We start from the raw sequence: 23,717 nt of genomic DNA, 5'->3' as shown, positions 1-23,717 counted from the left end.
AGGGAGTGTCACCGTGGGAGTGTCGCTGTGAAGAACGAGAAGCTGGTCACCGGCGGGCCCTGCTGGGTCGAGCTCGCCACCTCCGACGCGGCCGCCGCCACCGCCTTCTACACCGAGCTCTTCGGCTGGCAGGCAGAGACCGATCCGCGCCCCGAGGCCGGCGGCTACACCATGCTCTCGCTGCCCGAGGGGCCGGTGGCCGCGCTGGTCCCGCTCTACGCCGAGGGGCAGCGCACCGCCTGGAGCGTCTCCTTCGCGGTGCTGGACGCCGATGTGACCGCGAGCAAGGTCGAGCAGGCCGGCGGCAAGGTGCTGATGCAGCCGATGGAGGTCTTCGACCTGGGCCGGTTCGCCGTCGCCACCGACCCCAGCGGCGCCGCCTTCGCGCTCTGGCAGGCCCGCGCCTTCCCCGGCGCCGCCGTCCTCAACAAGCCGGGCTCGCTCGGCTGGGTGGAGCTGCTCACCCGGGACGCGGCCGGGTGCATCGAGTTCTACCCGAAGGTCTTCGGCTGGAGCGTCAACCCGAGCGAGCGGTACACCCAGTGGGGCATCAAGGGCGCGGACTTCGGCGGCATGCTGGTGATGGGCGAGCAGTTCCCGCGTGAGGTGGCGCCGCACTGGCTGCCGTACTTCTCGGTCGCGGACCTGGACGCCGTCGTCAGCACGGCGACCGGGCGCGGTGCCGGCACCCTGATGCCGCCGACCGACATCGGGGGCGTCCGGCGGATCGCGGTCCTGCGCGACCCGCAGGGCGCTCCCTTCGGCGTCTACCAGGCCGCTGCACAGGACTGAGGGCCGGTGCAGGCCGGCCGGTCCAAGACCCTTGTTCTGGTCCAAATCCCTTGTTCTGCGGGGCCCGCTCCTGAGTTATCGTCGGATCATCGGTGTGGCATGGGAGGGAGGCGGCCGTGCGGCGACCCTCTCAGCCTGGCCACGGCAGACCTGAACGGCGACTGCTGCGCGGCGCGTTCGGCCACGGCATGGGCCCGCTCTGGCGGCCGGTGGACCGCGCCCGCAGCCGGGCCCGACTGCTGCTCCGCCTCGGCCTGATCCTCGCGCTGCTGGTCAACGGTGTCCTGGCCGGGCACGGCGTGGCCACCGCGCCCGCCCGGGCCCGGGCCGAGGCGGCCAGACTGCACCTGGTCCAGGCCGCCGTACTCGGCCGGGCCGGTCCGGGGGCCACCGGCGTCGCCACCCACTACCACACCGGCGAGCTGGTCCGGGTGGCCTGGACCTATCCGGACGGACACACCATGGTCGGGCGCTTCGACCTGCCGCGCCCGGTCGACCTCGGCCAGGGCCTGCCGATCTGGGTCACCGACCGTGGCGAGATCGCCGATCCACCGCAGAGCGCCGCCGCTCTGGCCCTGCTCTCGCTCGGCATGGGCGCCGGCGGCCTGCTGGTGCTGAGTCTGGGGCTGCAGGCCCTGTACCTACTGCGCCGGCGCAGCCTCGACCGCCGGGTGGACCGGCGCTGGGCCGAGGGCTGGGCGGCCGTCGAACCGCACTGGTCCGGGCGGCTGCACGGCCGACCGGGCAACCCGGCGGCCTGAAGCCCAACGCAGTCGTGAACCTCAACGCAGTCCTGAACCTCAACGCAGTCCTGAACCTCAACGCAGTGGCGGGAGTTCGGCGCGGGCCTGGCGGCCGAGCCGGTCCAGGGCGTCCACCATGGCTGCGGCCTCCGCGGGCGAGAGCGCGGCATGCAGCAGTCGGTCGGTCTCCCGGGTGTGGGCCGCGGCCGCGGTGGCCAGCGTGCGTCGACCGTGTTCGGTGGTGAAGACCAGCTGCACCCGGCGGTCGTCCGCGGAGGGCTCCCGGGTGACCAGTCGGGCCTGCACCATCCGGTCGATCAGCCGGGTGGTGCCGCCGCTGGTCAGCACCAGGCCGCCGGAGAGCCGGCTCATCGGCGTGCCGTCCGGGCGCTCGGACAGGATCAGCAGCACCTCGAACATCGAGTGGCTGATGCCGGCCTCGCGCTGGATCGCGGCGCCCAGCAGACGCTCCATCAGGGAGGCGGTGGTGAGCAGCACCCCGACCGCCCTGAGCCGGGGATCGTCGGGCGGGCCGTCACACGTGGTCGGGGCGGGAAGAGCGACCGGCTGCGCCAGCGGATCGGGCGTGGTCCCGGCCACCGTCAGTAGCCGCAGGCGAAGCGCTCGCCCAGGTGCTGGGGCTGCTCGATCTCGTCCAGTACGGCCACCGCGTAGTCCTCGGCGGTGATGTGGCTGGTGCCGTCGTCGGCGGCGACCAGCTCCTCCAGCGAGGTGCGGTAGTGACCGGTCCGCTCGCCGGTCTCGATCATGGCGGCCGGGCTGAGGCTGGTCCAGGCCAGGTCACTGACGGTGCGGTAGTAGTCGAGGGCGTCGCCGTGCGCGTGCATGATCTGCAGCAGCCAGTCGGGCAGCCCGGGTGCGTCCCAGACCTGCTTGCCGTCCGGGGTGCGCAGCGAGCCGGCGCCGCCGACCGCGATCAGTCGCGGTGCCTGGTCGCCGAGCTCGCGCAGGCCGGTCACCAGGGACCGGGCGGCGGGCTCGATGGTGGCCAGGTGGCCCGGGCCGTCGCCGCCGCCGACGGCGCTGACCAGCACGTCCTGTCCGGTGGCGGCGGCGCGGACGGAGACCGGCTCCAACACGTCGCCCTTGACCACAGTCAGTGACGGGTGCTGCTCGGTGATCTTGGCAGGGTCGCGGACCACGGCGGTGACCTGGTGCCCACGGTTCAGTGCCTCGCGGACGATGCGGCTGCCGATGGTGCCGTTGGCTCCGAAGACGGCGATCTTGGACATGGGGTGGTTCCTTCCTTCTCCTGGTCTGCGTTCTCCTGGCACGGATCGTTATCTGAGAGAACAGTGACTGACTAGTCAGATATTTCAGCTGGCAGGAAAGCACGCACGGTTTCGACGGTGTCGGCCGCGGTCGCCGGCTTGTCCTCGCGGTAGCGCAGCACCCGGGCGAACCGGAGGGTGACCCCGGCCGGATAGCGGGTCGAGCGCTGCACCCCGTCGAAGGCGATCTCCACCACCAGCTCGGGCCGCACCCGCACGCCCCAGGCGGGCCGCTCGACGGCCAGCTCGTCCAGCCGCTCGGTCTGCCAGCCGAGCAGCGCGTCGGTCAGGCCCTTGAAGGTCTTGCCGAGCATCGCGAAGGAGCCGTCCGGCTGCCGGGCGCCGAGGTGCAGGTTGGACAGCCGTCCGGACCGGCGGCCGTGTCCCCACTCGGCGGCCAGCACCACCAGGTCCAGGGTGTGCACCGGCTTGACCTTCAACCAGGAGGCGCCGCGCCGGCCGGCCGTGTAGCCGGCGTCCAGCGCCTTGACCACCACGCCCTCCTGGCCGCGCGCCAGTGCCTCGGCGGTGAACGCGGCGGCGGCGCGCCGGGCGGCCGGATCGGCGGGGTCGGGCACCGGCAGCCGCCGGACCCGCAGCGGCTCGGGCACCAGCCGGGCCAGCTCGGCGTGCCGCTCGGCGGTCGGCAGATCGAGCAGCTCGCGGCCGTCCACCGCGAGCAGGTCGAAGAAGACGGGCGTTAGGGGCAGCGACTCGGTGGCGCCGGGGACATCCAGCCGCGAGCCGACCCGACCGGCCGTCTGCTGGAACGGCAGCGCCCGGCCGTCGGCGTCCAGGGCGATCACCTCGCCGTCCAGCACCAGTTGCCGGGCCGGCAGCGCGCGGGCGGCCGCGACCACCTCGGGGAGGCGGTCGGTGATCTCCTCCAGGGTGCGGGTGTGGACGTGGACCTCGGGGCCGTCGCGGTGCACCTGGATCCGGATGCCGTCCAGCTTCTCGTCCACCACGCACGGGCCGAGCCGGTCCAAGGCCTCCTCGACGCTCTTGGCGGTGTGCGCGAGCATCGGCAGCACCGGCCGGCCGACGGTCAGCCGGAACTCGGCCAGCGCGTCCGGTCCGTGGCCGAGCAGCGCCTCGGCCACCGCGCCCAGCGTGCCGCCGAGCATCACCGCTCGACGCACCTGCGCCGGCTCGGCGCCGCCGGCGGCGGCCAGCGCGTCCACCGCCACGGCGTCCAGTGCGCCCTGGCGGACCTCGCCGCCGATCAGCCGGATCAGGAACTCCTGCTCGGGCGCGGTTGCGGCGGCCAGCAGCTCGGTCAGCCGGGCGCGGCGCTCGGCCTGGGCGCCGGGGCCCCTGACGGCGGCGATCGCGGTGAGTGCGGCGTCCACCTGACGGACGGTCAGCGTGGGTCGGCCGGCAGGCTGGACGGGCTGCGCGAAGCTGGTCCAGCCGACCCCGATCCGGCCCTGCGGCAGCCGTCCGGCCAGGTAGGTGACCACCACGGGCGCCTCGGTGGACTCGGTGGCTCCCCGTAGTCGTCCCAGCAGCTCGGCCAGCAGCGCGGTCTTGCGCGAGCGGGCGGAGGTGGCGGCAACCTCCTGCGAGGTCCGGGCGAGGTCGGCCAGCAGCATGCCCTCATGCTCGCCCGGCGTCCCCGGCTGTGCGAGTCGTCGCTACTGATACTGTATGCACCTAACGGAATATGTATTCATTCAGGGGGACAGTGATGACGGACCAACCGATGCCGAAGGGGTTCCTCGGCCACACGGCCAACATGGGCCTCAAGGACAGCGCCGACGACTTCGCGGTCGTCCTTTCGCAGGTGCCCGCCGTGTCCGCGGCGGTCTTCACCCGCTCGCGCTTCGCCGGGCCCAGCGTGCAGCTCAGCCGTGGCGACGCCGCCCGGCAGGACGCCCGCGGCATGGTGGTGATCTCGCGCAACGCCAATGTGGCGACCGGCCGGGCGGGTGCCGAGCACGCCGCCGAGGTCCGCCGACTGGTGGCCGAGCGGGCCGGGCTGGCGCCCGAGCAGCTGGTGATCGGCTCGACCGGGGTGATCGGCCGTCCCTACCCGATGGAGTCCATCCGGGCGGGCATCGCGCAGCTCCCCGTCCCGCTGCCGCCGGCCGACTTCCAGGCCGCCGCCGCGGCCATCATGACCACCGACACCCGCCCCAAGTCCATCCACCTGACCTGTGGCGACGCGGTGGTGGTCGGCATCGCCAAGGGCGTCGGCATGATCGAGCCCAATATGGCCACCCTGCTGACCTTCTTCTTCACCGATGCCGAGCTGGCGCCCGCCGGGCTGGACGCCGTCTTCCGCCGGGTGATGGACCGGACCTTCAACGCGCTCAGCATCGACACCGACACCTCGACCAGCGACACCGCCGCGGTCTTCGCCAACGGCCTGGCCGGACCGGTGGACCTGGCCGAGTTCGAGCAGGTGCTGTACCGGGCCGCGCTGACCCTGGTCCGGGACATCGCCTCGGACGGCGAGGGTGCGAGCAAGCTGATCGAGGTGCGGGTGACCGGTGCCCGGGACGCCGCGCAGGCCAAGCGGGTGGGCAAGTCGGTGGTCAACTCGCCGCTGGTGAAGACCTCGGTGCACGGCGCCGACCCGAACTGGGGCCGGGTGGCGATGGCGATCGGCAAGATCGACGACGACGCCGACCTCGACCCGGCCAAGGTGACCATCCACTACGGCGAGTTGGAGATGTTCCCCACCGAGCCGGACGAGGCGCAGCTCGCCGAGGCGCGGGAGTACCTGGGCAACGCGGAGGTGGTGATCTCGGTCGACCTGGGCCTGGCCGAGGGCGAGTTCACCGTCTACGGCTGCGATCTGACGCCGGGCTACGTGGAGCTCAACTCGGGCTACACCACCTGACGGTTCTTCAGCCAGTCGGCGAGGGCCGCCAGGGCCGGTTCCGGATTCGCGCGGCCGACGCCGATCCGGAACCGGTCGGTGGGGTTGGCGGTCAGCTCGGAGCGGTAGATCGAGGCGGGCAGCAGCAGCACCCCGGCCTCGGCGACCAGCGTGGTGCAGAACTCCTCGACGCCGTCCGCGCCGAGATAGCGCGGGTAGGCCACGCAGCCGCCGTCCGGTGCGGACCACTCGAAGAGCTCGGGGAACTCGGCGAAGAAGGCGTCGAAAGCCGGCAGGTTGGCGGCGATCAGGGAGCGGCAGCGGGCCACCAGGGCATCCCGGTTCTTCATCGCGATCCGGGCCAGCAGCTCGCTCGGCGCGGAGTTGCAGATCGTGGTGTAGTGCTTCATCCGCTCCAGCTCGCCGAGCAACTGCCGGTCGCGGCAGACGATCCAGCCGATCCGCAGGCCCGGTAGCCCCAGCGCCTTGGAGGTGACGTTCAGCGACAGGGCGCGCTCGGAGAGGTCGGCGGCCTGCGGCAGGGTGGCGCCCTCCTCGCGCTCCAGGCCGCGGTAGACCTCGTCGCTGAACAGGTGGATGCCGCGGTCGTCGCAGATCGCGGCCAGCGCGCGGAAGTCCTCGGCGCCGATCACCTTGCCGGTCGGGTTGTGCGGGAAGTTGACCGACACCACCTTGGTGTTCGGGCGCAGGGCCGCGACCAACTCGTCCAGGTCGAGCGCCCAGTCACGGTCGGGGTCCAGTGCCACCCCGGTGACCTCGCACTGGGCGAGCGGGACGGTCTCGGCGGACTGGTAGTTGGGGGTCAGCACCACGGCGTGGTCGTCCGGGCCGAGCAGGGTGCGCATCGCCACATACAGTCCCTCCTCGGCGCCGGCGAAGCAGAGCACGTGCTCGGGGCCGGCCAGTTGGTAGCTGTCCGCGATGGCCTGGCGCAGACCGGGGTCGCCGTAGGTCTCGGTGTAGCCGAGCTCCAGGTCGGCCCAGGCCCGCTGGTCCCCGGGGTCCGCCAGGGCGAGCAGCTCGGCCATCGGCATGGTCTGCGCGTCGGAGGCGGTCAGGTGGTGGCGGGCGGTGAACTCCCAGCGGGAGAAGTAGCTTTCGAGGCGGAAGTCGGGCAGCCGGGTCATTCCTGGTCTCCTTCGTGGGCTCCTGCGAGTTCGCTGTCTTCTGCGGGGTGGGGGGCCCCGCGGAGCTCGCCGAGCAGCGCGTAGAGGGTGGAGCGGGAGACCCGCAGCGCGGTGGCGACCACCGGGACGGCCCGGCGCACCGTGAAGACGCCGGCCGCGTCCAACTCGCGCAGCACCACGAGCCGGTCCTCGCGGCGCAGCCGTTCCACCGGGCGGCCGTGCTCGCGCACGTACGCGCCGATCACCTGCTGCACCCGGTCGGTCCAGTCCTGCTCGAAGAGCGGCTGCGGGCGTGGCACAAGCGGTGCGGCGAAGCCGGCCAGCAACTGGGTCGCCTGCTCCAGCGGGGTGCGGTCCAGATTGACGCAGAGCACCGCGCTCGGACGGCCGTCGGCACCGGTGAGCACGGCGCTGACCGAGGACAGCTGCCGCCCGTCGGCCAGCAGCTTCGGGTACGGGCCGTAGACGCCCTGACCGCTCGGGTCCAGCTGGTCCAGCTCGCCGAGCAGCGAGGGGTCGCCGGGGCCGCGGCCGCTCATCGGCTGCCAGATCGCCAGGATCCGGTCGGTGGCCACATCGTGCAGCACCACCTCGGCGTACGGGCCGAGCAGCCGGGCGACGGCCTCGCCGACCGGCGACCAGAGGCGGATCCGTGGGTCGTCCATGTATGGACAGTACGTCCAGATTGGACTGGATGTCCAGGTCTCGCTGCTCGCCGCTCGCTGTCGGTGCGGCGGAGCAGACTGGAGGCATGTGCCGAAGCATCAAGACCCTGCGCCCGCCCGTCATGCCCGAGGTCACCGAGGAGGACATCCACGCGGCCGCCCTGCAGTACGTCCGCAAGGTTTCCGGCTTCCGGGCCCCGGCCGCCCACAACCGTCTGGTCTTCGAGCAGGCGGTCGCCGCCGTCGCGGCGGCCACCGCCGAACTGCTGGCCGGCCTGGAAGTGCGCGGCGTCCGAACGTGACGAGCCGGGGCAGGACATGACCGGACGTCACGCGACATGACGAACGCCCGTGGCGCCGGCCGGGTCGGCCGGTGCCACGGGCGTGACGGCACCTGAGTGCCACAGGCGCGTTGGTGCCTCAGGCGCCTGGGCGTCTCAGGGCTTCAGGGCTGTCGGGTCAGCGCTGGGCGGCCCGACGGCGGGTGTAGACCACCGCGCCCGCACCGAGGGCGAGCAGCGCGGCGCCGCCACCCGCGATGGTGGCGAGCTTGCCACCGTCGGTGCCGGTGCTGGCCAGGCTGGTCGGCGTGGCCGAGACCGGCTTCACCGAGGGCTTGCCGCTCGGCGCGACCGTGCTCGCCACCGCAGGCGTGGACGCCGAGGCGGAGACCGACGGAGTCGCGCTGGTCGACGGAGTCGAGCCGCTCGGCTTGACGCTCGGGCTCGGGGTGGCCGAGGTGCTGGAGCTCACCGAGGGCGACGGGCTACCGGTGGCCGGCTTGGTGGTGCTCGGGGCCGGCGTCGGCGTGCCGGGCGCCGTCGGGTGCGGGGTGGGCGTGCCCGGGACCGGAACGGTCGGCGTGGGGGTGGGCGTGCAGGCGGTGCCGCCGTTCCAGGCCGTGATCAGGTCCTCACCGAAGACCCCGTGCGGGTAGTGCGGGGCGTTGTCGCCGGCGAACTTCTCGCTGCCGTTGTACAGGTCGATCTGGCCGAAGCACTTCGGCAGGTGGGCGCTCACGTCCAGGGTGATCTGGCGGTGGTCGCTGTTGAGCAGGCCGGTGGCCCAGCCGAGCAGCACCTGGGTGCCGGAGGTCTCCCAGGTCGGGCCCTCCGCGCTGTACGAGGCGAGCGAGACCGGGTAGTCACAGCCCCGGTTGGCTTCGCCGTCCAGCTTGACCAGGAAGGTGCCGGCGGGGGTGTCGAACCGGCCGTCGTCGGTCCAGGTCTTGCCGCCGTCGATCGAGTACTCGATGGCGAGGTCCCCGCAGCGGTCACCCTGGGCGTGTGCGGTGCCCGCGGTGGCGAGCGGTGCGGCCACGGCTATGCCGAACGCCGCAAGAGCCGGAAGAGTCCGGCGCAGTGGGTTGTGGTGCACGTGATGTTGCTCCCCTGAGCATAGGCGCACAACTGTGTGCGCACTGCCTCGGCCGGGCCCTGGTGGGGGTCCGGCCACGACATGGCGTCGTGAGAGCGGTGACGATATCGGATGGTGAACAGCGGTTTGTATGCGGGGCGGCGATGGCGGTGACGGGCCGTCGGCGTGCGGCCTGACGGAACATCAGCGGCGCGGGGCTAGCCGGTGGCCTCCGGGTCGATCTGCAGCGGCGGGGCGGCCCGGCGGCCGAGCAGGCCGAGCAGCCGGGTCTGCGGGTCGGCCTGCGGCGGGGTGGCGACGGGTGGGGCGAAGGCGCCGCTCGCCGCCAGCTGGTCGGCGTAGGGGGTGACCTCGTGCAGCGCGAACTCCACCAGCTCGGGTGCCAGGTGGGCGTCCTGGCCGGTGGCGTGGGCGAGGTCCCAGGTGTGCACGGTCAGGTCCACCGTCAGCTCCGCGCAGTAGTCCAGGGCGGCGCGGTCGCCGTAGGAGAGGTGGACGGTGAGATCCATCGCGCCCGGCACCGTGAAGGCGGCCCGGGCGGCGGTGGCGGCCGAGGTCCAGGCCGCGACCGGATCGGCGCCGAGCATGTCGCCGTCGAAGCGGTCGCCGACCTCGGCGATGGTGGCGCCCATCAGCAGTTCGGGAACCCAGAGCTGGCCGGCGGTCAGGTGGTTGACCAGATCGTGCACGGACCAGTCGGCGCACGGGGTGGGCGAGTGCCACTGGTTACGGGCCACCTGGTGCACCCGGCGCCCGAAGGAGGCGGTCGCCTCGGCGTACAGCCGTACCACCTCGCGCCCGCGGCGCTCGGTGCGGTCCTTGGCGCTGGCCTCGGTCATCGGCGCGCTCCCTCAGTGGGTGCTCTGGCTCAGTGGGCGCTCTGGCTCAGTGGGCCGGGCTCAGTGGGCGCTCTCGGTTGGGGTGGCCTCGGCCCGGGCGGCGGCCTCCCTGGCCCGGGCGCCCGAGCGGGTCCGCCCGGCGGTCACCAGCCGGTCCGGGAAGCGGCGCAGGTACTCCGCCTCCAGGGCCGCCAGGCGATCGGTGTGATGTCGCAGGGCGTCGTCGGAGCCGTACAGGAAGGTCTCGTGCCGGGTCCGGTGGAGCTGTTCCAGCTCGTGCAGCAGCCGCTCGTCGATCAGGCGCTCGGCGGCGACGCCCTCGGGCGCCCCGTCCGTGGTGGCGGTCACTCGCATGGTCCGTGCCTCCTGGATGCTCGACCTCGCCGGTCACCACCCCCCTCGTTACCCCGGTGCCCCCTGTGCGGCGCCGGAAACCGGCCCGGGCTCAACCGGCCCGGGCTCAACCGGCCCGGGCTCGGCCTGGTCGGGCCCAGCTCGGTCGGGCTCGGCCTGGTCGGGTTCGACCGCGCCGGGTTCGACCGCACGTGGTTCGGCCTGGTCCGGGTGGTGGCGTGGGGCTGTCTCGCGCACCGCGAGCAGCCGGGTGCCGATCTCCTGCATGTCCCGCCGGCCGAGCGCGGCCCGCAGCAGCGGGAACCAGTCCCGCTCCTCGCGCTCCATCTGGCGCACCGCGGCGGACAGCAGGGTCTCCACCCCGGCTGCGAAGCCGGGGTCGGTGGGGGAGCGGTCGGCCACCTCCTCGCAGAGCCGGTCGATCGCCAGGTGGTCCTGGTAGCCGAGCAGCGCCGCGTGCGCCGGGTCCCGCAGCAGGGCGCTGACCTCGGGGTACAGCACCTCGTCCACCAGGTAGGAGTGCACGGTGAGGTCGTGCACGATCTGCTGGGCCAGGTCGCCACGGGCGTCGAGGTCGGTGGCGGGGGCCGTGCGGTAAGCCTTGAAGAGCCGCAGCAGCTCCTTGTGGTCCTGCTTCAGCAGCACGATCGCGTCGCTGGACATCCGCTCTCACCTTCTCGGCCTCGCGTGTCCCCTGACTCGATGGTGCCAAACCAGCCGCCCCACCGGACGGGATCCCGCGGCCGTTGGAGTGACGCAGCAGGCGGGAGGCGGGCTGTCAGGGCAGTGGGATGCGACCGCGCAGGATCTCGTGCCAGAGGCGGCGCAGGCGGGTGTGGGCCGCGTTCGGGTCCTCGGCCGGGTCGCGGCCCGCGGCCAGGGCGGCGGCCTCGGCGACTCGTTCACGGCTGCGCCGCCACTGATCGAACCTTCGGGCCAGCCGCGGGTCCTCGGCCGCCAGTCGGGCCTCGATCCGCCGGCTCTCGCGAGCTTCCTGCCGTGAGAGGACCATGATCCTCACCTGCTGTTCTCGATCCGGGAGGCTGCCGTGGCCGTCAGCGATCCGGCGACACGCCCTCGGCCAGCAGCTGCGCCAGGTCGTAGCCGACCGGCTCCTCCAGTTGGCTGTAGTCACAGCTCCGCGGGGACCGGTCGGACCGCCACCGCTGGAAACGGGTGGTGTGCCGGAACCGGGTCCCTTCCATGTGATCGTACGCGACCTCGCAGACCAGCTCAGGGCGGAGCGCCACCCAGGTCGCGTCCTTGCCGCCGCTCCACCGGCTCGGGGCACCGGGCATCCGGCCGGCCTCGTGCGCCGCCTCGTCCGTCCAGGCCGCCCACGGGTGCCCGCTCGGGTCGGGCAGCCGCAGCGGGGCCAGCTCCTCGGCCAGCGCCCGGCGGCGGGCGGCGGTGAACGAGGCGCAGACGCCGACGTGCTGCAGTACGCCCGCAGCGTCGTAGAGGCCGAGCAGCAGCGAGCCGACGCCCTGCCCGTCCTTGTGCTCGCGGTAGCCGGCCACCACGCAGTCGGCGGTGCGGCCGTGCTTGATCTTGAACATCGCCCGGACCCCGGGACGGTACGGCTGCTCCAGCGGCTTGGCCACGATCCCGTCCAGGCCCGCGCCCTCGAACTGGGTGAACCACTGCCGGGCCAGCTCGCGGTCCCGGGTGGCCGGCGCGATGTGCACGCAGGGCCCGGCCTGCGCGAGGGCCGCCACCAGCGCCGGACGGCGTTCGCTGAGCGAGCGCTCGGTCAGCGACTGGTCGCCGAGCGCCAGCAGGTCGAAGGCCACGAACGAGGCCGGATTCTCGGCGGCCAGCTTCTTCACCCGGGAGGCCGCCGGATGGATCCGCTCCTGCAACTCCTCGAAGTGCAGCCGCCCGTCGTGCGCCAGCACGATCTCGCCGTCCAGCACGCAGCGCTCGGGCAGCTCGGCCCGGAAGGCGTCCAGCAGCTCCGGGAAGTACCGGGTCAGCGACTTGCCGGTGCGGCTGGCCAGCTCCAGCTCGGCGCCGTCGCGGAAGACGATGGCCCGGAAGCCGTCCCATTTGGCCTCGTAGTGCATGCCCGCGGGGATCTCGTCCACCGCCTTGGCCAGCATCGGCTCGACGGGCGGCATCACGGGAAGGTCCATGCCTCTGATGGTGCGTCACCCGGCCGCCGCCCGCACCGCGTGCCGCCCGCGTGCCGGTGAGTGCCGTCCACATGCCGGTTCGTGCCGTCCACATGCCGGTGCGTGCCCGTCCACGTGCCGGTCCGGGGCGCCCGGCCTAGCGTGGAGCCATGGGCGAAGCGGTGGAACTGGAGGTCGGCGGGCGCACTGTGCGGCTGACCAATCCGAGCAAGGTGTACTTCCCCGGTCCCGGCTACACCAAGCTGGACGTGGCGCACTACTACCAGGCCGTCGCCGAAGCGGCGCTGCGCGCCCTGCGCGACCGGCCGACCACGCTGCAACGGTTCCCCGACGGCGTGGAGGGCGAGTTCTTCTACCAGAAGCGGGCGCCGAAGAACACGCCCGACTGGCTGCCCACCGCCCGGATCGCCTTCCCCAGCGGACGGTTCGCCGACGAGATCTGCCCCAGCGAGCCGGCCGCCGTGCTCTGGGCTGCCAACCTCGGCTGCCTGACCTTCCACCCCTGGCCGGTCCGGCGCACCGACACCGACCGGCCCGACGAGCTGCGGCTGGATCTCGACCCTCAGCCCGGCACCGACTTCACCGACGCGGTGCGCGCCGCGCACCAGCTGCGCGAGCTGCTCGGCGAGTACGGGCTGCGCGGCTGGCCCAAGACCTCCGGCGGGCGCGGCCTGCACGTCTACGTGCCGATCACGCCGAACTGGACCTTCTCCGAAGTGCGCCGCTGCGCCATCGCGCTCGGCCGGGAGCTCGAGCGCCGGATGCCCGAGCAGGTCACCACCGCCTGGTGGAAGGAGGAGCGCGGCGAGAAGCTCTTCGTCGACTACAACCAGATGGCCCGGGACCGCACCATCGCCTCCGCCTACTCGCTGCGCGCCCGGCCGGAGGCCACCGTCTCCACCCCGCTGCGCTGGGAGGAGCTGGACCAGGTCGCACCTCGGGACTTCACCCTGCGGACGGTCCCGGACCGGCTGGCCGAGCTGGGCGATCCGTGGGCGGAGCTGGGCGACCACGCCTTCGGCCTGGAGGCGGTGCTGGAGCTGTCACACCGTCAGGAGCACGACGAGGGACTCGGCGAGATGCCCTACCCGCCGGACCACCCGAAGATGCCAGGCGAGCCCGCTCGGGTGCAGCCGAGCCGGGCGAAGCAGAAGGAGTAGCCGCGGCTGCGACTTCTCGCACTGGTGGGACCGCGCGGCGTGGGCGCAGGCCGTAGCCGATCGCGGCGAGGGTGACCAGCAGCGCCGTCCAGGGCACCACGTCACCCAGCCGGTCGTACCAGGTGCGAAAACCCGGGTCCGGCAGCGCGAGGTGGACGGTGAGCGCGCCCTTCTCGCCGGTGCCGAGCCGGGCGAGTTCGCGGCCCTGCGGGTCGAAGGCCACCGAGACGCCGGTCAGTGCCCCCTGAACCACCGGCCGGCCGGTCTCCGCGGCGCGCAGCGCGGCCAGCGAGGCGTGCTGGGCCGGGGCCCAGGTGTCCTGGAAGGTGGAGGTGGCCGACTGGTAGACGATCAGCTGGGCGCCCTGCAGGACGGCGGTCCTGGAGAGGTCGGGGAAGGCCGACTCGAAGCAGATCAGTACCCCGGTCGGCAGCGGGCGGCCGGATCGGTCGACCGGCTGGAAGAGGTGGAAGTCGTGGCCCGGGGTGCGGTTCTCGTCGGCCGCCTTGCTGATCCCGGTCAGCCAGCCGAGCGCCGAGCGGAACGGGATGTACTCGCCGAACGGCACCAGCCGCATCTTGGCGTAACGGGCCCGGATGCCGTCCTGGTCGACCAGCACGGCGTCCTTGGAGATGTGCCCGTCGGCTTTGCGGGCGTCCTCGTTGACCAGCAGGTCGGTGCCGGTGGTGGCGGCCAGGGCACGCAGCCTGGCCAGGGTCGGCGCATCGCGGGACAGGTCGGTGGTGATGCTGCTCTCGCCCCAGACGATCAGGTCGGGGCGGTCCTGCGGGCGGGGGGTGAGCTGGGTGGTCGGCTGGGTGGCGAGCTGGGTGGTCAGCGCGGCGGAGGCGTCCAGGCGGGCCGCGCCGTCCGGGGTCTGGCCGGGCTGGACCAGGGTGACGGTGGCGGTGCGGGCGGTGGCCGGGCCCGGAGTGAGCGCGAAGACCACCGGGCCGGCCAGCAGCACCGCGGCGCCCGCCCAGACGGCGCCGGCGCGCACGGCGGTGCGCTCCGCCAGCAGGGCGATCAGGACGGCGGTGTTCACCGCCACCACCGCGGCGCTGAGCAGCCAGACACCGCCGACCGAGGCCAGTGCCAGCACGGTCGGATGGCGCCACTGGGTGGCGCCGAGCAGCGCCCACGGCCCGCCCAGCGCCTGCCAGGACCGGGCGAACTCGGTGAGCACCCAGACCGACGGGACGACCAGCAGCGCCGCCAACGCCCGACGCGCCGTCAGCGGGGGACGCAGCAGCAGCCAGACGGCCAGGCCCACCGCGCCCTGCAGCGCGCCGAACAGCACGGCGATCAGCACCAGGCCGGGGCCGACCGTGGGCACCAGCCAGTACATCGCCGCCAGCACGAATCCCGCGCCGAACCACCAGCCGCGCACCACCGCCTCCCGGGCCCGCGGCGCGCGTTGGCAGAGCAGCAGACCAGGAACCAGGGCGACCCAGGCGAGCCACTCCAGATCGGCGGTGGGAAAGGCCAGCACCGGCAGCATGCCCGCGGCCAGCGAGCCGTACCGGGCGGGATCGGAGAGCGCGGGGCGGAGCGGCATGATCCGATTCTCCGCTTCTTCCGGCGTCACCACCATGACTCGTGCGCTGCAGCTTGGGCGTGTCGCGCGGAGTTCGTCCCCGGTTCAGTTCTTCAACGGTTGGGCGCGGTGCTGACGCCGTTTCAGCTCGTGGCACCTAACGTGCACGGTACGGGTGTGCGGTGGGGGATGGCGGTACGGGTGTGCGGTACGGGATTGCGGTACGGGTTTGCGGTACGAGCTCCGGAGAGGAATGACGATGGCGGACGAGACGCAGCACATGCTGTTCATCACCTTCGACAGCCCGCAGGCGGCGCTCGACGCCTTCGGTGAGGCGAAGGAACTCCGCGGGGTCCAGCAGGCCGCCGTGCTGACCCGCTCGACGGAGGGCCTGCTCGACACACCCGAGAGCTGGGTGCGCGGCGCCGGCACGCCCACCGTGGCGACCGGGATCGTCGGCGGCCTGCTCGGACTGTTCGGCGGGCCGGTCGGCGTCCTGCTCGGCTGGACGGCCGGAACGGTGCTGGGCGGGGCGGCCGAGCTGCGGCACTTCCAGGACGGGGCCGAGGGGCTGCTGGTCTACAGCAAGGACTTGGCCGAGGGCCACGCGATGCTGATCGTCGAGGCGCACGAGTCGGACCCGGCGCCGCTGGACGCACTGGCGGCGCGCCACGGGGGCCGGTTGATCCGGCGCCCCGCGGCGGAGGTCGCGGCGGAGGTGCGGGCGGCGGAGACCGCGGCGGAGGAGGCTGGGCGGGCGGAGCGGGGGGAGCTGTGAGGTGAGCGCTGGGGCCGGAGTCCGGGGAGGGTCTTCAGCGGAGCGCGGCGACCAGGGCGTCGGAGAGTGAGCGCCAGGGGACGGCGACCTCGCTGAACCCGGATTCGAGCAGCCGAGCGGTCTGCCACTCGGCCGAGTGGGTGGCGCCGTCCTGGTGGTCGCGGTAGAGCGTGGAGCGGGCGGCCACCGCCTCGGCGAGGCGGGGATCGGCGGCGGCGAGCTGCCACCACCGGGACCAGTCCGGCACCCCGGAGGCCTGCTTTTCCGCCTGGCGGCGGCGCTGCAGCGCGCGGTCGGCGGCGTTCAGCAGCGCACTGGCGGGGTGCGGGCTGTGGTCGGCGTTCATGAAGATCCCGCCGGGGCGGAGCAGGCCCGCCACATCGCGGTAGAGCCGCAGCAGGTCCTCCGCGCTCAGCCAGTGCAGCGCGGTGGCGGTCAGCACAGCGTCGAACGGGCCGGCGGGAAGCGCGGCGGTCCAGTCGGGCTCGCGCAGGTCGGCGGTGACCAGGGTCAGCCGGGGTTCCGCGCGGAAGTGGCCCTCGGCGATCGCGAGCAGCGCCGGGTCGAGGTCGACGCCCACGCTGCTCGCCTGCGGAAGCCGGGTCAGGAGGCGCCCGGTGATGCTGGCGGTGCCGCAGGCCAGGTCGAGCACCCGGGGTGCGGGCCCGGTGACGGCCTCGACCAGGTCGAGCATCACCCGGAACCGCTCCTCGCGGTCGGGCAGGTACCACTCCTGCTGGCGGTCCCAACTGCGCTGCCAGCCGGCCCAGTAGGCGCGCTCGGGGTCGGCGCCGGTGTCGGCTTCCGTGTTGGTGTTGATGTTGGTGCCGGCTTCGGTGAGGGTCTGGTCGGACATGGCGCTGCCTTCCTGGTGGATGTAATGGGTGCTTGGGCGCTGGAGGCATTACCTAGCTAAGCGCATGCTGAGGTAAGTGGCAAGAGCGCTGAGGGGTTATTACGTAGAGGCTGCTGAGTAGGAGTTGCTGAGTCGGGGGTGTTGCGTCGGGGGTGTTGCGTCGGGGGTGTTGCGTCGGGGGTGTTTACAGTGCGAGGCGGGCCGCGAGCAGCGCCACGTCGTCCTCGCCATGGCCGGCGGCGAGTCCGGTCAGCGCCGTGTCGATCAGGTGCTCCAACGGGGCCGCCGGGTCGAGCGGCAGGTCGCGCAGTGCGCGCAGCGACTCCTCGATGTCGGTGCCGCGCCGCTCGATCAGGCCGTCGGTGTAGAGCAGCAGGACCGTTCCGGGGGCGAAGGGCACGGTCAGCTGCTGGTAGTCGCCGAGGCCGGCGCCCAGCGGCGGGCCGACCGGCAGGTCGAGCAGGTGGCTGTGAGCCTTGGGCCGAAGGTGCAGTGGCGGCAGATGGCCGGCATTGGCGAAGGTGGCGCGCTGTTGGACCGGGTCGACCAGGGCCAGCAGACAGGTCGCCACCCGTTCCGGGGCGAGCGCCTCGACGATCCGCTCGGCCTCGTTGAGGATCCCGGCCGGCGACCGGCGTTGCAGGGCCAGGGCGCGGACCAGCGAGCGGTACTCGCTCATCGCGGCTGCGGCGTCCAGGCCGTGGCCCATCACGTCGCCCACCACCAGCAGGGTGCGGCCGCCCGGCAGCGCCACCGTGTCGTACCAGTCGCCGCCGACCTCGGCGGAGGCGCCGGCCGGCAGGTAGCGCAGCGCACACTCGACGTTCGGATGCGGAGTCATCGGCTCGGCCAGCAGCGCGCGCTGCAGCGCCAACGCCGACTCGTGCTCGTGTGCGTAACGCTGCGCGTTGTTGATTCCGGGCCCGGCCCGATCGGCCAGTTCGACCATCAGCGCGACGTCGTCCGGGGTGAACTCCGGGGAGGCGCCGGCCCGACCGAGCGTCACGGCGCCGATCACGGTGCTGCCGACGGTGAGCGGGATGAAGGCGGCCGAGTGCAGGCCGAGGCGGCGGTACCAGGTGAGCCGCTGCGGATGGGCGGCGGTCTGACGGATCTCCTCGTCGGTGGGGTGGTTGAGCACGACCGGGACCCGCTCGATCACGCAGCGGGCGAGCGAGGAGCCGGCCTGCGGGCGGACCAGGGTGCCGGGCGCGCCGACGTAGCGGCCGGCCCGGATCAGCTCGGGGGTCGTGCTCAGGGCGAGCCGACGTAGCATCAGCTCGGCCGCGCGGTGCGGATCGAGTTCCAGGATGTCCACCACGGCGGCGTCGGCGAGCCGGGGGACCAGCAGGCGTGTCAACTCCTTGGCGGCCTGTTCGACGTCCAGGGTGGTGGTGATCCGGGTGGCTGCCTCGTCCAGCAGGGCCAGCCGGGTGCGGGCCCGGTCCAGGGCCTGGCGGATCCGGCGGTCTTCGGTGATCTCCAGGACCATGGCGACCACCCCGAGCGGGGTGCTGCTCGGCGTGCCCGCGCTGTCCGGGTCGTCGAGGCGGTAGTAGGAGTTGTGCCACCAGCGCAGCTCGCCGGCGGGACCGGAGGCGGTGGTGCCCTCGACGGTGTGCGACCGGGGCAAGCCGTCGGTGAGTACCGCGCGCAGGGTCTTCTCGGCGGCGGCGACATCGATGCCCGGGACCACCTCGGCGATCCGGCGGCCGGTGTGCTCGGTGGCCGGGACGCCGTTGATCTCGGCGAGGGTCTGGTTGACGTAGCGGTAGCGGAGCTGGGTGTCCAGGATGGCGATGCCGAGGCCGGCCCGGTCCAGGATCTGGCGGATCAGGCGGTAGTCGGTCAGCAGCGGCGCGAGAATCGGGCCGTCGGGGCCGGGGGCCAGGGCATCGAGCAGCTGCTCGGTCTCGCGGCCGCTGAGGAAGGCGAGCGGGTCCGGGGAACGGGGCGGGTCCGGGGAACGAGGTGGGTCCGGGGAACGGGCCGGATCCGGGGAATTTGGCTGGTCCGGAGCCATGATCTCTCCGCTGATGGGTGTCCCAGGCCTGGACAGACCTTGGTCTGATCATCCCATTTGCGAAGGGGTGTCGCCGGGGCGGGCGTGTGGTCCCGCCCCGGCGAGTTCGGTGCGTTACTGCGGATGCACTACTGCGGGTGCGTCATGGCGGGGGTGCCGTGGGATCCGGGTCAACGCCCGATGCCGCCGGCGCCGGCCAGCAGGAGCGAGAAGCTGCTGCTGGTGGACTCCGGAGGGGTCTTGATGTGCACCACGCCGGCCGCCGAGTCGTAGCTCCAGTCGGTGACGGGGTGGTGGTCGAGCAGGACGGTCGCGGGCTCGGCGCCGACGTGCACGCTGAACTCGTAACTGCGCGCAGCCGGCTTCCCCGCGTAGTCACCGGTGCTCGGGCCGACCGTCACCAGGGTGGCGCCGTGGCCCTCGCCCGCTGCCCGGACGGTGACCTGCTGGGTGGCGCTGGCACCCTGCTGGTACGCCCGGGTGGTGCCGTCGTCCTCGTAGAGGGTGAAGTCGGCGTTGCCCTGGGCGTAGATGTCGTAGTCCAGCCGGGAGGTGTCCCGGGTCTGCCAGGAGAGGGTGCCCTGCGGCCACATTGGCACGATCGCGCCCGCACGGACGAAGAGCGGCAGGGTATCCAGCGGAGCGTGGTACCCGTTGATGGTGGTCGGGCCCTGGTAGGTCTTGCCGGTCCAGTAGTCCACCCAGGTGCCCTGCGGCAGGTAGATGCCGTCGCGGGTCTCGGAGGCGTCGTAGACCGGAGCGACCAGGAAGTCCTTGCCGCTGAGGAACTCGTACTTTGCCGCGTCGCCCCAGGTGTTGGGGTCGTTCGGATACTCCAGAACCAGCGGACGGACCGCACCGACACCGCTCTGGTGCGCCTGCGCGGCGAGCGTGTAGAGGTACGGCAGCAGCCGCTCCTTCAGCTGCAGGTACTTGGTGTTGACCGAGGTGTAGGGCTGACCGAACTGCCAGGGCTGCTTGTCGCTCTTCGCCCAGCCGTCCATGGTCATGATGGTCGGGATGAAGGTCTTCCACTCCAGGTCGCGGGTCTCCACCCGTGGATCGCTGCCGAAGATGCCGCCGACGTCCCCGGTGTTGTACGCGATGCCGGACATCGTGGAGCCGGCGTAGGTCGGGATCTGCCACTTCACGTAGTTGTAGCTGCCGGTCTGGTCGCCGCTCCAGAGCACGCCGCAGCGCTGCGCGCCGGCCCAGGAGACCGGCAGCCAGACGAAGCCGCGGGCGTCGCTGTTCTGCTCGATGCCCGCCTTGGCCTGCATGCAGCCGTCCAGCGCGAACTGGTAGCCGGGGCCGACCCAGCCGACGTCCAGCTTGCGGACCCGCACGCCCGCCTTGACCTCCTCGCCCTGGTTGGGCAGACCGGTGGAGGTCCACAGCCCGAGCTGCATGTTGTGGTCGCGAAGGCCCTGGCCGGTCTGCTGGAGGTTCTCGTCACCGCAGCCGTAGCCGTCGTTGACCAGCATCCAGCCGAGCGGGTCCTGGTTGGCGGTGTAGCCGTCGGCCACCTTGAGCGCGTCCAGGGTGTGCCGCTCGCCGCGGTTGGCGTTGTGCAGGTAGCAGTCGGAGTCGCCCGGCTCCAGGCCGTAGACCGGGGGCATGAAGGGCTTGCCGACCAGGTCGGTGTACTGGCCGATGACGGCCTTCAGGTCGGGCCCGGACGGGCTGGTCATGAAGTAGCCGTCGAAGCGGCGCTCCTGGGCCGAGGTGTGGACCCGGTCGCCGAAGTCGTAGACGCCCGGGGCGAAGGTGTTGCGGAAGACCCCGTAGCCCGCGCTGGAGAGGTAGAAGGGCTGGGAGTTGTTGTAACCGCCCTCGTTCCAGTTGAAGTTGTTGGCCACGTGGACGGTCTGGTCGCGGTGCGAGAAGCTGCCGTTCTGCTCGCCGGCGCCGTAGAACTGCTCCTGGGGGCCGCGCGCGAGGGTCTGCTGCATCGCGTCCTCGGTCCAGGTCAGGCCGCGGGTCTCCTGCCAGACCACGGTGCGGTTGTCGGCCCGGTAGAGGGCGAACCGCAACGGGCTCTTGTAGGCACGCAGGACCAGGTCCTTGGAGGCGACGGCGTAGTAGTCGCCGGCGTCGAACTCCCGGGTGGTCTTGAGCGGTGACGGGGCGGTGGTCACCATCTCGCGGCCGGCCGGGTCGGTGAACGTGCCGTCAGGCGCGAGCTGGAGACGGAACACGTCCTCGCTGGTGAACTCGATCCGGGCGCGGGCGGCGCCAGCCTGGATCTCGTAGCCGGTGGTGCTGCCGTTGCCGTCGTTGGTCGGCGCGATGGCGGTGGCGTTGCCGACGGTGGTGGCTGTCGGGATGCTCGCGGTGGCGCTGTAGCCCGAGTTGGTCACCGCGTACGGGACCACCAGGACGTGGTAGGTGCCGGAGGCGTTGGGGATGACGGTCGCCTCGGGATCGGTGGAGCCGGCGCTCTCGGCGACCTCGTGGCCGGCGCTGTCGTAGATGTAGAGGTCGAAGTCGTTGTTGGCGTCGGGCCAGTTGATCGACAGCGGGACTCCGCCGTCCGGGTTCTGCTGCCAGTACCCGGCCGGGACGTCGACGGTGAGGTCGAAGTGGTCGCAGGTCGCTCCCTGCGGGTCCTGGGCCTGGGTGGGGCAGTGGGCCGGGTCCGGGACGGAGCCGCTCGGGTAGGAGTGGCCTTGCCAGTTGAGGGTGTGGGTGCCGGACAGCGAGAGGGTGCCGGCCGACGGGGTGGCCGCGTGCGCGGCGGGTTGGCCGCCGAGCAGCGCCAGCAGGATCGCGAGCACGCCGCCGAAGGCGCCGGTGAGGGTGGTCCGGGTGGTGTGGCGGGTGGTGCGGGTGGTGCGTGGGCTTAAGTGTCGACTGGTTCGCAGTGTTCGCATGCCACGTCCAAAGAGGTGTGCGGAAGTGTCCATGACACAGGGACTGGTTGGAAAGCAGCACGAGGTGATGGCTGCGGGGGGAGGCTAGCAGTCCATTTCTGCGCGTTCAATGGCGAAGTGAGCACGAATGAGCAGGCGACTCAGATTGGGGGAGCACACTGGAAGATGGTCAACGAGAGGTGGTGCGCGATGTTGATCCACCACCATCACCATGTCGGCGGAGTGGGCGGCTGGGGATTCGGGTTCGGCTTCTTCGCCATCGGTGCACTGGTGTTGCTGGTGCTGCTCGGGGTGCTGCTGGTGCTGGCCTTCCGGGCGCAGGGCTCGCGAGGGATGCGACAGGCGCCGGTGGCGGGGCCGCGGAACTGGCCCGGGCCGAAGGGCGTCGGCGAACCGGAACGCGGTCAGGCGGAGGGAGGTCTGCCCGAGCGGATCCTTCCGGAGCGGATCCTGGGAGAGCGGTATGCGAGGGGCGAGATCGACGATGAGGAGTACCAGCGGCGGTTGAGAGTGCTGCGCGAGCCGGGGGGTGGACCTGGGCCGGGCTGACTCCGTAGCCGTGGACAGGCCGAGGTCGACGAGGTTGAGCACAGGTCAGGTGGAGTGCTCGGTGTCCTGGCGGTGCGGGACGATCTCGATGCGGGTCGGGTCGAAGACGCTTCGGCTGGTCGAGGACGCGGAGATGCGGATGGCGGCGAAGAAGTAGCGGTAGACGGCGGCCCGTCGGGTGGGGCTAAGGCGGGCCCAGCCGTGGCGGGCCTGCGGGCCGGTGCGGACGCCGTCGAGAGTGTCCAGGAACAGGGCGCCGGAAGGGAGTGGGACGGAGGGCAGGGCGCCGGACGGGAGGGCGTCGACGGGGAGGGCTTCGAGCAGACTGATGGCGTGTTCGGCGACGTGGGCCTCCAGGGACTCGGCGCCGATGTGGCGTGAGCAGTGGACCGCTTCGAGGCTGCTGTTGGACGTGCAGGCGTAGGTCGGGTAGCTGCCGATCATGGAGCCGACCATGTGTCGTTCGCAGCGGGTGCAGCGCAGCAGTGAGGTCAGTGGGTACTCGCGCCGAGGCCGACGGGTGGCGGCCTGCTCGCGGGCGCGGGCGGCGCGCAGGTGCTGGGCCGCCTCCCAGTCATCGACGCTGACGCAGGCGGGCCAGTCGGCGGTGACGTAGGAGCCGTCCGGGGCGCGGACCACCGTGCCGTCGAGCACCCGCAGGCCGGCGTAGCGGGGTGCTTCGAGGAGGCGGCCGACCCCGCTGACGGTCCACTTGTTGCCGTAGGCGGTCGGGATCTGACGGTCGTTGAGGTCGACGGCGAGGGACCGTAGCGACTCGCCGGCCAGGAAGCGGGCGAAGAGCTCGCGGACCACCTGCGCCTCGTGCTCCACCACGGCGGTCAGCCCCGGGGTGTAGCCGAACCGCCGCAGGCCACCACCGTGGGTGCGGCCGTCCGCAGCGGCCTGCCGGTGCGCTCGCCGCGCCCGCTCGGAGGTCTCTCGGGCGGTGCGGCAGGCGCGCTCTGCGGTACGGAGCAACTCGGCACGAACTGCCTGGTCGTTGAGATCGTGTGGGTGTCCGTGCAGACGCAGCCGATGCTCGGTGGCAAGGGTCAGCAGCTCGGCGAGGGCGAAGGGGTGGCTCTCCAGTCGCTCGGCCTGGTGAAGGAAGACGTGTTGGAACTCCTTGGCTCGAAGGGCGGCCAGCAGTGCGGTCCAGCCGGGATTGGGATGTGCGGTGGCGGTGCGCGCGGGGGTGGGGTGCGGGGTTGGGTTGACGGAGGTCGAGTTGCCCGAGCTTGAGTTGGTGGAGGTTGAGCTGGTTGAGCTTGAGTTGGTGGTGGTTGGGGGGACGGCTGGTGGGCGGCGGTCGGCGAAGACGTGTCGGGGTGCGATGGTCAGGCCCAGTGCGGCGGCCCGCTGCCGCGCGAGCTGCTCCTGGGCGGTCAGCTCCGCACGGTGACCGTTCGCTGGGGAGGCGGTGGCGGTCTGCGGTTCGAGCCAGCAGTACACCGCGGCACGGTGGGCGGCGTCGCTGCTGGAACGCGGAACGGGCACTGGTCTGGTCCTCGGGTCTGGGCATGGCGGCGCCCAATGAACGGTGCTCGGCCGAACCGGCCGTGACGGCGCACGGAGAGCTGACCTGAGGCCATCAGGCAAGGGCAGCCTAAGGAAGGCTAGCCTAGCCTCATTAGTGGAGCGAGGGGAGAGGCTGGCGCAGTTTCAACTCCTTGGCGGTGGTTGGGGCGAGGGCTGAGGGGGCTTGGGGGATGTCGGCTGGGGTTCAGGGGATGGTGTTGGTCATGGCCAAAGAGTGCCGCAGCAGGGGC

22 protein-coding genes and 1 pseudogene are annotated in these 23,717 nt (G+C 72.4%); 7 read left to right on the top strand and 16 right to left on the bottom strand.

Translation table 11 applies throughout. The annotated features are described in order from the left end of the window. The first annotated feature begins 27 nt into the window (after positions 1-27). Positions 28-792 carry a VOC family protein gene (locus tag BR98_RS15305; protein ID WP_035845176.1) on the top strand — a complete coding sequence of 255 codons (765 nt, stop codon included), beginning with the start codon at positions 28-30 and terminating at the stop codon, positions 790-792. Positions 793-908: 116 nt separating this feature from the next. Then, on the top strand, positions 909-1,553 hold the full coding sequence (locus BR98_RS15300) for an Rv1733c family protein (RefSeq protein WP_157537794.1): 645 nt from the start codon (positions 909-911) through the stop codon (positions 1,551-1,553). A gap of 57 nt (positions 1,554-1,610) precedes the next feature. Here the strand turns inward: BR98_RS15300 and BR98_RS36370 are convergent, their stop codons facing one another. The 3 genes from BR98_RS36370 to BR98_RS15285 all read right to left on the bottom strand — a co-directional run bounded on the left by BR98_RS36370 (position 1,611) and on the right by BR98_RS15285 (position 4,422). After that, positions 1,611-2,135, bottom strand: a complete 525-nt coding sequence (locus BR98_RS36370) for a MarR family winged helix-turn-helix transcriptional regulator (RefSeq protein WP_051969801.1) — start codon at positions 2,133-2,135, stop codon at positions 1,611-1,613. Between the two features lie 2 nt (positions 2,136-2,137). Further along, positions 2,138-2,788, bottom strand: a complete 651-nt coding sequence (locus tag BR98_RS15290; protein WP_035845171.1) for an NAD(P)-dependent oxidoreductase — start codon at positions 2,786-2,788, stop codon at positions 2,138-2,140. 71 nt (positions 2,789-2,859) lie between these two features. Then, a complete protein-coding gene (locus BR98_RS15285) occupies positions 2,860-4,422 on the bottom strand; it encodes an ATP-dependent DNA ligase (RefSeq protein WP_035845170.1) in 1,563 nt (520 codons plus the stop codon). A gap of 95 nt (positions 4,423-4,517) precedes the next feature. Between BR98_RS15285 and argJ the strand changes: the two genes are divergently transcribed. After that, on the top strand, positions 4,518-5,675 hold the full coding sequence (gene argJ, locus BR98_RS15280) for a bifunctional glutamate N-acetyltransferase/amino-acid acetyltransferase ArgJ (RefSeq protein ID WP_198042229.1): 1,158 nt from the start codon (positions 4,518-4,520) through the stop codon (positions 5,673-5,675). Here the strand turns inward: argJ and BR98_RS15275 are convergent. Together BR98_RS15275 and BR98_RS15270 are read right to left on the bottom strand one after the other, a co-directional pair. Continuing rightward, positions 5,663-6,802: an aminotransferase class I/II-fold pyridoxal phosphate-dependent enzyme gene (locus tag BR98_RS15275; RefSeq protein WP_035845167.1), complete on the bottom strand. Its 1,140-nt coding sequence runs from the start codon at positions 6,800-6,802 to the stop codon at positions 5,663-5,665. The genes argJ and BR98_RS15275 overlap by 13 nt on opposite strands. After that, complete coding sequence (locus BR98_RS15270; RefSeq protein ID WP_051969800.1) at positions 6,799-7,467, bottom strand: helix-turn-helix transcriptional regulator; 669 nt, start codon at positions 7,465-7,467, stop codon at positions 6,799-6,801. Before BR98_RS15270 ends, BR98_RS15275 begins: the two co-directional genes overlap by 4 nt. Before the next feature lie 86 nt (positions 7,468-7,553). Here BR98_RS15270 and BR98_RS15265 point away from each other — a divergent pair, with 86 nt between their 5' ends. Beyond that, on the top strand, positions 7,554-7,769 hold the full coding sequence (locus BR98_RS15265; RefSeq protein ID WP_035845162.1) for a DUF2277 family protein: 216 nt from the start codon (positions 7,554-7,556) through the stop codon (positions 7,767-7,769). Between the two features lie 157 nt (positions 7,770-7,926). On the opposite strand, the gene BR98_RS15260 is transcribed toward BR98_RS15265, so the two are convergent. The 6 genes from BR98_RS15260 to BR98_RS15235 form a co-directional block, all read right to left on the bottom strand. Beyond that, positions 7,927-8,844, bottom strand: a complete 918-nt coding sequence (locus BR98_RS15260) for an LPXTG cell wall anchor domain-containing protein (RefSeq protein ID WP_232247970.1) — start codon at positions 8,842-8,844, stop codon at positions 7,927-7,929. A 197-nt stretch (positions 8,845-9,041) separates the two neighbouring features. After that, complete coding sequence (locus BR98_RS15255) at positions 9,042-9,683, bottom strand: TIGR03086 family metal-binding protein (RefSeq protein WP_051969798.1); 642 nt, start codon at positions 9,681-9,683, stop codon at positions 9,042-9,044. A gap of 60 nt (positions 9,684-9,743) precedes the next feature. Next, positions 9,744-10,037 carry a DUF6158 family protein gene (locus tag BR98_RS15250; protein ID WP_051969797.1) on the bottom strand — a complete coding sequence of 98 codons (294 nt, stop codon included), beginning with the start codon at positions 10,035-10,037 and terminating at the stop codon, positions 9,744-9,746. A gap of 48 nt (positions 10,038-10,085) precedes the next feature. Beyond that, positions 10,086-10,700, bottom strand: a complete 615-nt coding sequence (locus BR98_RS15245) for a hemerythrin domain-containing protein (RefSeq protein ID WP_051969796.1) — start codon at positions 10,698-10,700, stop codon at positions 10,086-10,088. A gap of 115 nt (positions 10,701-10,815) precedes the next feature. Next, the gene (locus BR98_RS15240; protein ID WP_035845155.1) at positions 10,816-11,049 is read right to left on the bottom strand and encodes a DUF3040 domain-containing protein; all 234 of its coding nucleotides are present in this window, start codon (positions 11,047-11,049) and stop codon (positions 10,816-10,818) included. A 43-nt stretch (positions 11,050-11,092) separates the two neighbouring features. Beyond that, entirely contained in the window at positions 11,093-12,172 is a 1,080-nt protein-coding gene (locus BR98_RS15235; protein ID WP_035845151.1) for an ATP-dependent DNA ligase, read from the bottom strand. Positions 12,173-12,321: 149 nt separating this feature from the next. Here BR98_RS15235 and ligD point away from each other — a divergent pair, with 149 nt between their 5' ends. Further along, positions 12,322-13,332: a non-homologous end-joining DNA ligase gene (ligD, locus tag BR98_RS15230; RefSeq protein ID WP_198042228.1), complete on the top strand. Its 1,011-nt coding sequence runs from the start codon at positions 12,322-12,324 to the stop codon at positions 13,330-13,332. 151 nt (positions 13,333-13,483) lie between these two features. Here ligD and lnt read toward each other — a convergent pair. After that, positions 13,484-14,833: pseudogene (lnt, locus tag BR98_RS37980) on the bottom strand (apolipoprotein N-acyltransferase); the annotation flags it as partial. 295 nt (positions 14,834-15,128) lie between these two features. Here lnt and BR98_RS15225 point away from each other — a divergent pair. Continuing rightward, a complete protein-coding gene (locus tag BR98_RS15225) occupies positions 15,129-15,647 on the top strand; it encodes a hypothetical protein (RefSeq protein WP_035852337.1) in 519 nt (172 codons plus the stop codon). Positions 15,648-15,681: 34 nt separating this feature from the next. Here the strand turns inward: BR98_RS15225 and BR98_RS15220 are convergent, their stop codons facing one another. From BR98_RS15220 to BR98_RS15210, 3 genes are all read right to left on the bottom strand, one after another. Next, the gene (locus tag BR98_RS15220) at positions 15,682-16,503 is read right to left on the bottom strand and encodes a class I SAM-dependent methyltransferase (RefSeq protein ID WP_035845149.1); all 822 of its coding nucleotides are present in this window, start codon (positions 16,501-16,503) and stop codon (positions 15,682-15,684) included. Positions 16,504-16,687: 184 nt separating this feature from the next. Next, positions 16,688-18,526, bottom strand: a complete 1,839-nt coding sequence (locus BR98_RS15215; RefSeq protein WP_051969795.1) for a SpoIIE family protein phosphatase — start codon at positions 18,524-18,526, stop codon at positions 16,688-16,690. 170 nt (positions 18,527-18,696) lie between these two features. Beyond that, positions 18,697-21,399, bottom strand: a complete 2,703-nt coding sequence (locus tag BR98_RS15210) for a glycoside hydrolase family 31 protein (RefSeq protein WP_083976598.1) — start codon at positions 21,397-21,399, stop codon at positions 18,697-18,699. A 189-nt stretch (positions 21,400-21,588) separates the two neighbouring features. Here BR98_RS15210 and BR98_RS41315 point away from each other — a divergent pair, with 189 nt between their 5' ends. Continuing rightward, positions 21,589-21,948, top strand: a complete 360-nt coding sequence (locus tag BR98_RS41315; RefSeq protein ID WP_083977452.1) for an SHOCT domain-containing protein — start codon at positions 21,589-21,591, stop codon at positions 21,946-21,948. 45 nt (positions 21,949-21,993) lie between these two features. Here BR98_RS41315 and BR98_RS15200 read toward each other — a convergent pair whose 3' ends face one another. After that, on the bottom strand, positions 21,994-23,445 hold the full coding sequence (locus BR98_RS15200; RefSeq protein ID WP_035845147.1) for a recombinase family protein: 1,452 nt from the start codon (positions 23,443-23,445) through the stop codon (positions 21,994-21,996). Between the last annotated feature and the right edge of the window lie 272 nt (positions 23,446-23,717).

Origin of the sequence: Kitasatospora azatica KCTC 9699 (assembly GCF_000744785.1) — a bacterium.
Taxonomy (GTDB): domain Bacteria; phylum Actinomycetota; class Actinomycetes; order Streptomycetales; family Streptomycetaceae; genus Kitasatospora; species Kitasatospora azatica.
This window is presented reverse-complemented; position numbering and strand designations above follow the sequence as displayed.